The organism is Komagataeibacter intermedius TF2, assembly GCF_000964425.1.
Classification (GTDB): Bacteria; Pseudomonadota; Alphaproteobacteria; order Acetobacterales; family Acetobacteraceae; genus Komagataeibacter; species Komagataeibacter intermedius.
In genome coordinates, this window is the sequence record NZ_BANF01000027.1 from 61,802 (window position 1) to 75,294 (window position 13,493).

The 13,493-nt window shown below is 64.2% G+C and carries 11 protein-coding genes; all 11 read left to right on the plus strand.

The window, feature by feature from the left end; translation table 11 throughout:
- Genes nuoC through B7449_RS04915 form a run of 11 tightly spaced genes read left to right on the plus strand, consistent with a single transcriptional unit; the run spans window position 1 to window position 13,488 of the window.
- Window positions 1-1,767, plus strand: coding sequence for an NADH-quinone oxidoreductase subunit C/D (gene nuoC / locus B7449_RS04865; RefSeq protein WP_039734440.1), 1,767 nt, complete (start codon window positions 1-3; stop codon window positions 1,765-1,767).
- Window positions 1,754-2,245, plus strand: a complete 492-nt coding sequence (gene nuoE, locus B7449_RS04870) for an NADH-quinone oxidoreductase subunit NuoE (RefSeq protein ID WP_039734405.1) — start codon at window positions 1,754-1,756, stop codon at window positions 2,243-2,245. Before nuoC ends, nuoE begins: the two co-directional genes overlap by 14 nt.
- Window positions 2,242-3,540 (plus strand): complex I 51 kDa subunit family protein, encoded by a 1,299-nt coding sequence (locus tag B7449_RS04875; protein ID WP_039734404.1) that lies wholly within the window; start codon window positions 2,242-2,244, stop codon window positions 3,538-3,540. Before nuoE ends, B7449_RS04875 begins: the two co-directional genes overlap by 4 nt.
- Window positions 3,541-3,562: 22 nt before the next feature.
- Entirely contained in the window at window positions 3,563-6,295 is a 2,733-nt protein-coding gene (gene nuoG / locus B7449_RS04880; protein WP_039734403.1) for an NADH-quinone oxidoreductase subunit NuoG, read from the plus strand.
- Window positions 6,292-7,248 carry an NADH-quinone oxidoreductase subunit NuoH gene (gene nuoH, locus B7449_RS04885; RefSeq protein WP_039734402.1) on the plus strand — a complete coding sequence of 319 codons (957 nt, stop codon included), beginning with the start codon at window positions 6,292-6,294 and terminating at the stop codon, window positions 7,246-7,248. Before nuoG ends, nuoH begins: the two co-directional genes overlap by 4 nt.
- A 25-nt stretch (window positions 7,249-7,273) precedes the next feature.
- On the plus strand, window positions 7,274-7,786 hold the full coding sequence (gene nuoI / locus B7449_RS04890; RefSeq protein WP_039734401.1) for an NADH-quinone oxidoreductase subunit NuoI: 513 nt from the start codon (window positions 7,274-7,276) through the stop codon (window positions 7,784-7,786).
- Between the two features lie 5 nt (window positions 7,787-7,791).
- The gene (gene nuoJ / locus B7449_RS04895; RefSeq protein ID WP_039734400.1) at window positions 7,792-8,292 is read left to right on the plus strand and encodes an NADH-quinone oxidoreductase subunit J; all 501 of its coding nucleotides are present in this window, start codon (window positions 7,792-7,794) and stop codon (window positions 8,290-8,292) included.
- A 1-nt stretch (window position 8,293) separates the two neighbouring features.
- Complete coding sequence (nuoK, locus tag B7449_RS04900; RefSeq protein ID WP_039734399.1) at window positions 8,294-8,605, plus strand: NADH-quinone oxidoreductase subunit NuoK; 312 nt, start codon at window positions 8,294-8,296, stop codon at window positions 8,603-8,605.
- A gap of 4 nt (window positions 8,606-8,609) precedes the next feature.
- Complete coding sequence (gene nuoL, locus B7449_RS04905; RefSeq protein ID WP_039734398.1) at window positions 8,610-10,517, plus strand: NADH-quinone oxidoreductase subunit L; 1,908 nt, start codon at window positions 8,610-8,612, stop codon at window positions 10,515-10,517.
- On the plus strand, window positions 10,514-12,016 hold the full coding sequence (locus B7449_RS04910) for a complex I subunit 4 family protein (protein ID WP_039734397.1): 1,503 nt from the start codon (window positions 10,514-10,516) through the stop codon (window positions 12,014-12,016). Before nuoL ends, B7449_RS04910 begins: the two co-directional genes overlap by 4 nt.
- On the plus strand, window positions 12,013-13,488 hold the full coding sequence (locus B7449_RS04915; RefSeq protein ID WP_039734396.1) for an NADH-quinone oxidoreductase subunit N: 1,476 nt from the start codon (window positions 12,013-12,015) through the stop codon (window positions 13,486-13,488). The genes B7449_RS04910 and B7449_RS04915 overlap by 4 nt, the downstream gene beginning before the upstream one ends.
- The last annotated feature ends 5 nt before the right edge of the window (window positions 13,489-13,493 follow it).

Below are 13,493 nucleotides of genomic sequence, written 5' to 3' on the forward strand. Positions count from 1 at the left end.
ATGACCACCCTCGTGTCGCCAGCCCGTAACCGGGGCCTTGTGGAACAGATAACCGACCACCTGCCCAACGGGGCGATGGCCACACAATCCACATGCGATGGTGTCTGCACCATCTGGATTGCGGCGGTCGACCTGCGCCCGCTTCTGGCGGCGCTGAAGGCATCGTCCGCCGCCTGCCTCATGCTGCTGGACCTGACAGCCATAGACGAACGCGAACGCGCCCACCGCGCGGGACAGCCACAGGCCGCGTTCACGGTCGTCTATCACCTGATCTCGCTCGCCAGCAGCACGGATGAGGTACGGATCAAGGTGCCCCTTGGCGCGGATGCCCCTGCCGTACCCAGCATCTGTGACCTGTGGCCCAACGCCAACTGGTATGAACGCGAGGTATGGGACCTGTTCGGCATCCATTTCCATGACCATCCCTGCCTGCGCCGCATCCTGACCCCGCCCACATGGACCGGGCACCCGTTGCGCAGGGACCACCATGCCCGCGCCACCGAAATGCCGCCCTACAGCCTGACGGAAGACCATGAAGCACGCGAGCAGGACGCCCTGCGCTTCGACCCGTCCGCATGGGGCATGCGGCGGCATGGCGACCATAGCGACTTCATGTTCCTCAACCTCGGGCCCAACCATCCCAGCGTGCACGGGGTGTTCCGCATCATGCTGCAACTGGAGGGCGAGCGGATTGTCGATGCCGTGCCCGATATCGGCTTCCACCACCGTGGCGCGGAAAAAATGGGCGAACGCCAGACATGGCACAGCTATATCCCCTATACCGACCGGGTGGACTACCTTGGCGGGGTCATGAACAATTTCCCCTACGTCATGGCGGTCGAGACGCTGGCCGGGATCACCGTGCCGCCCCGCGCGCAGATGATCCGCGTCATGCTGGCGGAACTGTTCCGCATCGCCAGCCACCTCGTCTTCTACGGCACCATGGCGCAGGATGTGGGACAGCTTTCGCCGGTGTTCTACATGTTTACCGACCGCGAACGCGTATTCGGGATTATCGAGGCGATCTGCGGCTTCCGCATGCACCCCGCCTGGTTCCGCATTGGCGGCGTGGCCATGGACCTGCCCGAAGGGTGGGACGGACTGATCCGCGCCTTCCTTCATGACCTGCCGCGGCGGCTGGACGAATACGATGCGATGGTCATGCGCAACCCAATCTTCCGCGCCCGGACGAAGGGGATCGGCGCCTACACCACGGCGGAAGCCGTTGAATGGGGTGTCACCGGGCCGGGACTGCGCGCCACGGGGCGGGAGTGGGATTACCGCAGGCATGCGCCGTACGCCTGTTACGATCAACTTGAATTCGACATTCCCACCGGCACGCATGGCGACTGCCATGACCGGATTGCCGTGCATGTGGAAGAAATGCGCCAGAGCCTGCGCATCATCCGCCAGTGCGTGGACAACATGCCCGCAGGCCCGGTCAAGGCGGACCACCCGCTGACCACCCCGCCGCCAAAGGCGCAGACGATGCATGACATCGAAACCCTGATCCACCATTTCCTCAGCGTCAGCTGGGGGCCGGTCATTCCACCGGGGGAAGCCCGGGCCAGCATCGAAGCCACGAAAGGCGTGAATACCTATACGCTGATCAGCGATGGGGGCACCACATCGTACCGTACCCGCATCCGCACCCCGTCATTTGCCCACCTGCAGATGATCCCGCTGCTCAGTCGTGGCATCATGATCGCGGACCTGATCGCGATTTTGGGCAGCATTGATTTCGTGATGGCCGATGTCGACCGCTGACGCCTCCCTGCCCGCACGCCTGCGGGCGGAAATCCTGGGCCTCGCGGCGCAGGAACCACACCCGCGCGGGGCGGCTGTCGCGGCGCTGCGGCTGGTGCAGGCCCGCTTTGGCTGGGTCAGCACCGGACATCTGTGCGAGGTGGCTGGCCTGCTGGGCATGTCGGCCGATGATCTGGATGGCATTGCCACCTATTTCAACCTGCTGTTCCGCCGGCCGGTCGGGCGGCATGTCATCATGCTGTGTGACAGCGTGTCGTGCTGGATCATGGGTCGCGAACCGCTCTGCGCCCATCTATGCCGGGCACTGGGCATCCAGCCGGGGGAAACCACGGCGGACAACACCATCACCGTACTGCCCACCGTTTGTATCGGGCATTGTGACCATGCCCCGGCCATGCTGGTGGACAGCACCCTGCATGGCGATGTGGATACGGCCTGCCTCGACCACCTGATCGACATGCTGAGGAACACGCCATGACGCCCCCATCCGAACGGCCCCTGACCGCCATGATCGACCCCGCCGCCGGGCCACCGGACTGCGCGGCATACGGGCGCGCTGGCGGCTGGCAGGCAGCCCGCAGGGCGCTGGGTGGCCTTGCCCCGGCTGACATCATCGACATGGTGACACGCTCGAAACTGCGCGGGCGTGGGGGGGCCGGGTTCAGCACCGGGCAGAAATGGAGCTTCGTGCCAGAAGATCCCGCATCCGCACGCCGCAAATACCTGATCGCCAATGCCGATGAAATGGAACCGGGCACCTTCAAGGACCGCCTTTTGCTTGAGGGCAATCCGCTGCAACTGGTCGAGGGGATGATCCTTGCGGCTTATGGCGTGCAGGCGGGACATGGCATCGTCTTCCTGCGGGGGGAATACCATCTTGCCTGCACCCGCCTGCACCATGCAATCGGAGAGGCACGGCAGCAAGGCTGGCTGGGGGAGAATATCCTTGGCTCCGGCTTCAGTTTTGACATCCATGTCCATTCCAGCGCCGGGCGCTACATATGCGGCGAGGAAACCGCCCTGCTGACCGCGCTGGAAGGTCGCCGCGCCACGCCCCGCAGCAAGCCGCCCTTTCCCCAGACCGGCGGCCTGTGGGGCGCGCCAAGTGTCGTGAACAATGTCGAGACACTGTGCAACCTGCCCCATATCATCGCCAATGGGCCGGAATGGTTCGCGGGGCTCGGGCTGGGGGAGGATGGCGGCACCAAGATCTATGGCGCAAGCGGCCGGGTGGCGAAGCCGGGGGCATGGGAACTGCCGATCGGCACGCCGCTGCGCCAGATCATTGAGGAACATGCAGGCGGCATGCTGCCCGGCTACCGCCTGCGCGCCCTGCTGCCCGGCGGGGCATCCACCGCCTTCCTTGACGCCACGTCGCTTGATGTCGCCATGGATTACGGATCGGTGGAAAAGGCGGGCAGCCGGCTTGGGACCGGCATGGCCATCATTCTCGATGACCGGACTTGCCCCATCGGCATGATCCGTAACCTTGAACATTTCTTCGCACAGGAATCCTGCGGGTGGTGCACGCCATGCCGTGACGGGTTGCCGTGGGTGGAACGCCTGCTGTCCGCGATCGAGGACGGCATGGGACAGGCAGACGACATGGACCAGCTTGCCCGCCATGCCCGCATGCTGGGCGCGCCGGGCCGGACCTTCTGCGCCCATGCGCCGGGGGCGATGGCGCCACTGGCCAGCGGGCTGAAACTGTTTGCCGCGGATTTCACCGACCACATCCGGCACGGCCGCTGCCCGCTGCGCATGGCGGCGTAAGCACACGACAGGGAGCACTGTCATGACCCGCATCTACATAGACGGCAAAGAGTGCCCGACCCGTACCGGCATCAACCTGCTGCAGGCCTGCCTGGAAGCCGGGGCCAGCCTGCCTTACTTCTGCTGGCATCCCGAACTCGGTTCCGTCGGGGCATGCCGCCAGTGCGCCATCAGGCAGTTCAGTGGTCCCGATGATACGAAAGGCCGTATCGTGATGGCCTGCATGACCCCCGTTGGCGAAGATACCATCGTCTCCATTGACGATACCGAAGCCCGCGACTTCCGCGCCAGCGTGATCGAATGGATGATGGTCAACCACCCCCATGACTGCCCCGTGTGCGAGGAAGGCGGCGAATGCCACCTGCAGGACATGACGGTCATGACCGGGCACAACACCCGCCGCTACCGCTTCACGAAGCGGACCCACCGTAATCAGGACCTCGGTCCGTTCGTGAAGCACGAAATGAACCGCTGCATCGCCTGCTACCGCTGCGTACGTTTTTACCGTGATTACGCGGGCGGGGATGATCTGGCGGCCTTTGCCTCGCACGATCATGTGTATTTTGGCCGGGCGGCGGATGGCACGCTTGAAAACGCCTTCAGCGGCAACCTGGTGGAAATCTGCCCGACCGGCGTATTTACCGACAAGCCGTTTTCCTCCACCTATACCCGCAAGTGGGACATGCGGGGCGCGCCCTCGGTCTGCGTGCACTGCGCGGTGGGCTGCAACACCATTGTCAATGCGCGCGGGGAAACGGTCCGCCGTATCCTCAACCGCTACAATACGGACATCAACCGCTACGTGCTGTGTGACCGGGGGCGGTTCGGGCATGGCTTCGTCAATGCGCCGACGCGTATCCGCACGCCATTGCGCGCCACTGACGGCCAGCAGGTGTCCATTCCCGTAGCCGATGCCCTTGCACGTTTTGCACGCATGGCGGCGGATGGCCGGATCGTGGGCATCGCGTCCCCCCGCGCCGCGCTGGAAACCTGTTTCAGCCTGCATGCGCTGGTGGGACCGCAGCATTTTTCCACCGGCCAGACGCGGCAGGAACAGTCATGCGCGGAACTGGCCCGCGCCCTGCTTGGCCGCCACCCGGGCAGGCTGCCCACCATCCATGACATGGAAAGCGCCGACGCGGTGCTGGTACTGGGCGAGGACGTTTACGCCACCGCCCCCCGGCTGGGCCTTGCGCTGCGACAGTCGGTGCGCCAGCCATCCTTCCATACGGCGGATCAGGCAAAGGTACCACGCTGGATGGATGCGGCGGTGCGCACGCTGGGGGCTGAATGCCCATCCGCGCTGCATGTCCTGACACCCGCGCCAACCGCGCTGGATGACGTGGCGGCCGACAGCGTGCGCGCCGCCCCCGATGACATTGCACGGCTGGGCTTCGCCATCGCCCATGAAATCGATCCCGCCGCCCCGCCCGTCGCGGATATGATGCCAGATGACGCACGGCTTGCCGCCCGCATTGCCAGAACGCTTATGGGTGCCCGGACGCCGCTGGTCGTATCGGGCATGCAGTACGGGTCGCCTGCGCTCATGCAGGCCGCCGCCAGCATCGCTGCGGCCCTTGCGCGCGCCACGCCTTCTGCGGGCCTGTCGCTGGTCCTGCCGGAATGCAACAGCATGGGGCTGGCCATGATGGGAGGCCTGCCGCTGGAAACGGTAATGGAACAGGCCCGGACCGGCGCGATTTCCACGCTGGTCGTCGTGGAAAATGACCTGACCCGCCACCTGTCCCCGGCGGATGTCGCGGACCTTGTGGCGGCTGTCCCGGATATTGTCGTGATCGACCATACGGTGACACCGCTGTGCCAGCACGCAAGCCTTGTCCTGCCTGCCGCCACTTTCAGCGAATGCACCGGCACGTTCATCAGTCAGGAAGGCCGGGCGCAACGTTTCTTTCAGGCTGTCTTTCCCCCTGCCCCCATACAGGCCGGCTGGCGCTGGATACAGGCGCTGGGCCAAAGCCCTGAACGGATCACGCCGCATATGGCGGACCTGACCGTCTGGCGGGATCTGGATGATGTCCTTGCGGCACTGGCGGCAGCATTTCCCCACCTTGCCCCCGTAACCGGGGCCGCGCCGGACGCGCAGTACCGCATGGACGGCCAGAAACTGCGCAGCCAGACCTACCGCGCCAGCGGGCGGACCGTCATCCGTTCCTTCATCAGCGTCCGCGACCAGCCCCCACCCGCCAGCCCGGACAGTCCCTTCAGCAGTTCAATGGAGGGCGCATATGGGTCCGACATGCCAGCCGCACTGGTTTCGGGATATCAGGCATCGCCATGGAATTCGGTCCAGGCGCTGAACCGTTTCCAGCACGAAATCGGGGGGGACATGCGTGGCGGGGCATCCGGTATCCGGCTGTTTCCCCCCGTCGGACCGGATGACGCCAGGCGCCCCTACGTCTACGCCACGGATATTCCCATGCCGTATGCAGCACGGGCGGATACCGTGCTGGTGCTGCCCGATACGCGCCTGTTCGGCAGCGAGGAACTGAGCATGTCCTCGCCCCCCGTCATGGCGCGCGCCGCAGCCCCGGCGCTGGGGCTGCCTGCAGGCGTGGTCGGATCAGGCCACATGACGCTGCATCTGGAAGACGGCCCGCATGTCCTGCCGGTGCAGTCCGTGCCCGGACTGCCTGCGGGCATTGCCCTGTGCCCGGCGCATATGGTCGCACGGGCATTCCGTTTCCCGCGCATGGCCCGGCTGGAGACGGTGCCGGACGCAGGGGACGGGCCATGACATATCCGGTCATCCTCACCATCGTCCTGATGCCCGTTGTCCTGCTTGGCCTTGCCACCGTGCTGACATGGGTTGAACGGCGGCTGCTGGGATTATGGCAGGACCGGCATGGCCCCGACCGCGTGGGACCGGGCGGCATGCTGCAGGCGGTGGCGGACGGGACCAAGATCCTGTTCAAGCAGGACTGGGTTCCCCCCTTTGCCGACCGCGGCGTGTTTGTCGCGGCGCCCGCCATCGGCATGATGGCGGTACTGCTGTCCTTTGCCGTCATTCCCGTCACGGCGCACGCAGGCATTGCGGGCGACATGAATGTGGGGCTGCTGTTCATCCTCGGCATGATGGGGGTTGGGGTCTATGCCGTGGTGCTGGCCGGGTGGTCATCCAACAGCAAATACGCGCTGCTGGGAGGCATGCGGGCGGCGGCGCAGATGATCAGCTACGAGGTCTTCATGGGGCTTTCGCTGCTGGGCGTGGTCATGATGACCGGGTCATTCAGCCTGCGCGATATCGTGGCGGCACAGGCGGGGCTGTGGTTCATCGTCCCGCAATGCCTTGGCTTTGGCGTCTTCATGCTGGCGGGCATTGCGGAAACGCACCGCCTGCCCTTCGACCTGCCCGAAGGGGAGAATGAACTGGGCGCGGGATTCCATACCGAATATTCAGGCATGAAATTCGGCATGTTCTTCATTGCCGAATATGCCGGGATCGTCCTTGTCTCCTGCCTTGTGACCACGCTTTACCTTGGGGGCTGGCGCGGGCCGTGGCTGCCTGCTGGCGTGTGGTTCGCGCTCAAGACCTGTGGCGTGGTGGTATTTTTCATCCTGCTGCGGGCAAGCCTGCCCCGCCCGCGTTATGACCAGCTGATGGCGCTGGGCTGGAAGGTCCTGCTGCCGCTTTCGCTGTTCAATGTCATGGCGACCGGAACCATCCTCATGCTGCGCGCGTCCCTGTGACACGCCTGCTGCAAAGGCATATCCCATGCTTGATACCCTGCGCACCCTGTTCCTGACGGCGCTGCATGCCTTCCACCGGCGCGCAACCGTGCGGTATCCCGAACAGAAGCCTTACCTGCCGCCGCGTTATCGTGGGCGGATCATCCTGTCGCGCGATCCCGACGGGGCGGAGCGGTGCGTCGCGTGCAGCCTGTGCGCCGTCGCCTGCCCCGTGGACTGCATAAGCCTGCAGAAAACCGAAGCCGATGGCCGGTGGTATCCGGAATATTTCCGGATCAATTTCTCCCGCTGCATTTTCTGCGGCCTGTGTGAGGAAGCCTGCCCCACCTACGCCATACAGCTGACGCCCGATTTTGAAATGGGCGAATACGCACGTTCCAGCCTTGTCTATGAAAAGGAAGACCTGCTGATAAGCGGGACCGGGAAATATCCCGATTACAGTTTCTACGCTGTCGCGGGCATTCCCGTTCCCGGCAAGGCGCGCGGCATGGCCGAACGCGAACGCCCGCCGGTCGATCTCCACTCCCTGCTGCCGTAACCGCCATGCATGCCCTGGCCCTTCTTGCCGCTGGCATAACCGTCATGGGGGCGATCATGGTCATCACCCGGCGGGTGGCGGTGCATGCGGTGCTGTATCTGGTTGTGACGCTGCTGGCGCTTTCGGTCGTCCTGGTCATGCTGGGCGCATCGTTCGCGGCAATGCTGGAGGTCATCATCTATGCCGGGGCGATCATGGTGCTGTTCATCTTTGTCATCATGATGCTCAATCTGGGCCAGCCGGACAGCCAGCGTGAAAAGGAATGGCTGCGCCCGCGCGCGTGGCTGGGCCCGGGCGTTCTGGCCGCCATCGTGTGCATGGAACTTCTTTACTGCGCCAGTCCCCTTTCCGGGCCCGCGCGCCTGCCTGTCCCCATTACGGCACATGACGTGGGTCTCAGCCTGTTCGGCCGCTACGTGCTGATGGTCGAACTGGTGTCGTTCCTGCTGCTGGCCGGGCTGGTCACGGCATTTCATATCGGACGCCACCGGGAAGGAGGCCACTGAGATGCCCGCCTTTTCCTTCAACGACACGCTTGTGCTGGCGGCCACCATGTTTTCGGTCGGGCTGGCGGGCGTTCTGGTCCGGCGCAACATGGTGTTCATGCTGATGTCGCTGGACATCATGCTCAATGCGGCCGCCCTTGTATTCGTGGCGGCGGGCGCGCGCTGGCATGATGCGACAGGACAGGTGATGTTCGTGCTGATCCTTGCCCTTGCCGCCGTGGAAACGGCGGTCGGGCTGGCCATCATCCTGCGCCTGCACGCCCACGGACGCCCCACGCTGGATGCCGATGCCGGCAACCTTCTGGAAGGATAGGGCCATGGCCACGTTCCTGATCCCCCTTCTTGTCCTCTGCCCGCTTGCCGCGTCCCTGATCATATTCATCTCCACAGGCCGGATGGGCGCGCGCGGGGTCGGGACAGTCGCCTGCGCCGGGGTCGGGATGGCTGCTGTCCTGAGCATCATCGTATCCGTCATCCTTCTGTCAGGCCCGGCGACGGGAGAAGTGCAGGTGACGCTGTGGCCGTGGATGCATGTTGCGGGGTTTTCAGCGGATATCGCCTTCATGCTGGACCGGATTTCCCTGGTCATGATCCTTGTCGTCACGATCGTAGGACTGCTGATCCATGTCTATGCCGCGGGCTACATGCAGGACGATCCCGGGATCGCGCGTTTTTTCGGCTGCATGACCCTGTTCGTGGCCGCCATGCTGGTTCTGGTGCTGGCGTCCGACCTGCTGTGCCTGTTTATCGGGTGGGAAGGCGTGGGACTGTGTTCCTACCTGCTGATCGGGTTCTGGTATGACGATCCGGCCAATACCGCCGCTGCCCGCAAGGCCTTCTACATGACCCGCGTGGGGGACGTGGCACTGCTGTGTGGCCTGCTGCTGCTGGCGACCACGACGGGTTCCCTGCGCACTGGTGCGGTGCTGGCGGCGGTGACGAACGGGCAGGTATCCGCATCCGGCGTCAGCATGGCGGCATTCTTCATACTGGCGGGGGCATTGGCCAAATCGGCGCAGGTCCCGTTTCAGGCATGGCTGCCGGATGCCATGGCGGGGCCAACGCCGACCTCCGCCCTCATCCATGCGGCCACCATGGTAACCGCGGGCGTCTACCTGATCGCGCGGCTGCATGACCTGTTCGCCATGGCGGCCCCCGTCATGGCGCTGACGGCCGTGCTCGGGACGCTGACGCTGCTTGTGGGGGGCTGCGCGGCGCTGGTGCAGTCCGATCTCAAGCGGATCCTCGCATGGTCCACGATCAGCCAGGTTGGGTACATGTTCCTCGCCCTGGGGTGCGGGGTATGGCAGGCAGCCCTGTTCCACCTGATGACCCATGCCTTTTTCAAGGCGCTGCTGTTCCTTGCGGCGGGCGCCGTCATCATGCGCGCGCGCCATGAACAGGATATTTTCCGCCTTGGCGGCCTGCGCCACGCCATGCCGGGACTGACCGTGGCCTTTGTTGCGGGAGCGTCCGCGCTGGCTGGCCTGCCGCTGGTGACGGCAGGGTTCTACAGCAAGGAAATGATCCTGTCGGGTGTATGGCACGTGCGCTTTGGCCTGACGCGGGACTGGAGCGTGACGGGGCACCCGTTATGGGCAATGGCGCTGCTGGGGGCCTTCCTGACCGCGCTGTATATTTTCCGCTGCGTTTTCATCGTGTTTTTCGGGAAACCGGGAACCGTGGCGGCAGGCCGGACGTCACGCCTCATGACCATACCCCTTGGCTGCCTGTGCATTCTGTCCCTGTTTGGTGGAGTGATCGAAATGCCTGATACGCTTCCCTCCCTTCACCTGTTCAGCGCCCTTCTTGACCCGGCAACACCACTGTCGCATGCGGATGAGCCGGTCTGGCTTGTGCTGGCTGGCGCGATCGTTCCCCTTGCAGGGCTTGCGCTTGCATGGATGCTGTGGGGGCGTCCGTCATCCGTCATGCACGGTGCCCGCACCGGCGGGGGACTGGATGCGCGGCATGATCGTCTGGCCATATGGCAGCACATCCCTGACCGTGCCAGCACCGCAGCGGGGGGACTGATGCGGGCCGCCAGCGTCCGTGTTTTCACGATCCGGGCCGGTTTTCTGGACATGCTGGCCAGATGGGGGGGCAGCATCGGCGACCGGGGCGCGCTGCTGCTGGACCGGCTGCACAATGGCCGCATGCGGTGGTATGCAGCGTGGATTGCAGGCGGCCTGTGCGTTGCGCTTGCCGTGGCCGTACTGTCATGAACGCCCTGCCCGCCCTTGTGCTGCTGCCCATTCTGGGCGGTGGGGTGGCATGGGTGGCCGGACGCATCCGGCCTGTCCCCACACCCGCATCGCGCGATGCCGCATGGTGGGTGGTGCTTGCGACGCTGGTCATGGAAACGCTGCTGCTGGCGCTGGTCACGTTCGGCCACCAGCCCCATGCGGGACCATGGCTGGCGCATTTTTCCATGCCATGGCTTCCCGCCATGGGCATTGCGGTCAGGCTGGACATGGATGGGCTTTCGCTGTCGCTGATCTGGCTATCGCTCGTTCTGTGCTTTCCATGCGTATTCCTGTCCACCCGGCAGGTCACGGTGAATGCCGGGGCGTTCCACTTCCTTTTCCTTGCAACGCTTACGGGCGTCATCGGGACGTTCCTTGCCACCGACCTGTTCCTGTTCTTCTTTTTCTGGGAACTGATGCTGGTGCCCATGTTCGTGCTGATCGCCACATGGGGGCATGAAGACAGGCAGCGCGCGGCCATGACGTTTTTCATGTTCACGCAGGGCAGCGGGCTGCTCATGCTGGTGTCCATCCTGGGACTGGTCATGGCGCATTACCGGACAACGGGTGTGCTGACGTTTGACTATGTCACGCTGTCGCGCACGCCGCTGTCCCCCGCCCTGTCCATGCTGCTCATGGTCGGGTTCTTCATGGCCTTTGCCGTCAAGCTGCCTGTCGTGCCGGTTCATGTCTGGCTGCCTGCCGCCCATACGCAGGCCCCCACGGCGGCCAGCGTGCTGCTGGCGGGGATCCTGCTCAAGACCGGGGGATATGGCATGATCCGGTTCAACGTGATGCTGTTTCCCGATGCGGCCAGCCGTTTTGCGCCCATCGCCATGGGGCTGGGCGTGGCAGGTATCCTGTACGGCGCGTGGCTGTCGTTCGCGCAGGATGATGTCAAGCGCCTGATCGCCTATAGCAGCGTAAGCCACATGGGGTTTGTGCTGCTGGGCATCTTTTGCGGATCGCGCATGGGGATGCAGGGGGCAATCATGCAGATGCTGGCCCATGGGCTGAGCACGGCAGCGCTTTTCCTGATCGCGGGCGCCATACAGGACCGGCTGCATACACGTGACATGCGCCGTATTGGCGGATTGTGGGCGGCCATGCCACGCCTGTCCAGCGCGGGCGTGTTCTTTGCCGTGGCCGCACTTGGCATGCCGGGACTGGGTAATTTCACGGGCGAGTTCCTTGTCCTGCTGGCGGCGTGGCATGTCAGCCCGCCCCTCGCGACCGTGGCAGCCGCGGGGCTGGTGCCCGCCGCCATGTACGCGCTGCGGATGGTCAACCGCATATTTCTGGCCGCCCCCCGGGCGGGCCTGCGTCCCGGCCCGGATTTGCCCGCCCGGCAGATGGCGGTTCTGGCCTGCGTCATGGCCCTTGTGGTCATGCTGGGGCTGTATCCGCAGCCTTTCATGACATTTTCCCTGCCCCTGCCCGTTGCGGACATGACCGGTGGGGAGGATGGTGCGCCATGATCGGGCATGACGTTTTCCTGCCCGCACCGCTGCTGGTGCTGTCTTTCGGGATCATGATCGTGCTGGCAGCCACGGCATGCCGGCGTTCGGCGGGACGCAGCCTGCTGGGGGGAATGGTGACGCTGCTGCTGGCCCTAGCAGTCGTAGGGTTGCATACAGGCGGCGTGTCAGGGAGTGAAGGTGACACCCTGTTCATTCAGGATCGCTGGACGACCTACACAGCCGCCCTGAGCCTGTTTTCCAGTATGTGCATCCTGCTCATGTCATGGCGGGACACGGCGCATGAAGGGGCCGGGACGGGGGATGAATATGTCCTGCTGTTCATGCTGGGCACGCTTGGCGCGCTGGCCATGGTCTTCAGCGCAAATTACATGCCTTTTTTCATGGGGCTGGAACTACTGGGCGTCTCCCTCATGGGACTTGTGGCCTTTCGGCGGCGTCCTGCCACGGCAGGGCATGAAGCCGCGATGAAATACCTGATCCTGTCCGGGGTTTCGTCCGCCATTCTCCTGTTCGGGATTGGCCTGGCCTATGGCGTGACGGGATCGCTGCGCTTTGCGCCGCCCGTTGCAACCGGGGATATTCCCGCCGCATTGCCCATGGCTGCCACGGTCATGATCCTTGTCGGCATGTTCTTCAAGCTGTCCGCCGTGCCCTTTCACATGTGGCTTCCGGACGTGATGGAAGGCGCCCGCGTGCCTGTGGCGGCATTTCTGGCCGTGGTCTCGAAAATTGCGATATTTTCGTCACTTGTCCGCTATTTCGGCGCGGAAGAGCAGCCCCCGTTCCTTAATGACATCCTGTACGCCGTCATTGTCCTGACCATTCTGGGGGGCAACCTGCTTGCATTGCGCCAGACATCCCTTCCCCGGCTCATGGCCTGTTCATCCATTGCGCATGTCGGATATCTGCTGATCGCCTTCCTCTGTCCCGGCCTGCTGCAAGCGGGGGCCATAACCATTTATCTTGCGGCGTACAGCGCCAGTACGCTGGGCGTATTTGCGATCATGACCGCCTTTGCCCCCCCTGACGGGCCGGAAGGCACGGTTATCGCGCAATGGACCGGACTGTTTTCCAGCCGTCCCTTCCTGGCTTCGGCCATGACACTCATGCTGCTTTCGCTGGCAGGCATTCCGCCCGGCATCGGTTTCCTTGCCAAATTCCAGATCGCTGCAACCGGTGTCGCACACCAGCGTGACCTGCTGGTGTGTGTACTCGTCATCGGCAGCATTATCGGGCTGTATTATTACCTGAACATCATCCGCGTCATGCTGGCGGCTCCGTTATTCCCATCCGCCGGCCAGAACCGGGACAGTCGTCCGGAACTGACGGCGCTTGTCATCGTTCTGACCATAATCGTGGTCATCGGCGGGCTTTTTCCTGTCCGTGCCATCCACCCGATTCTTCCCATGCACCCTGCCCTGCCTGAAACACGGGACGAAACGGTGCATTGGCGGGCCGGCCTGCGATGACCCAA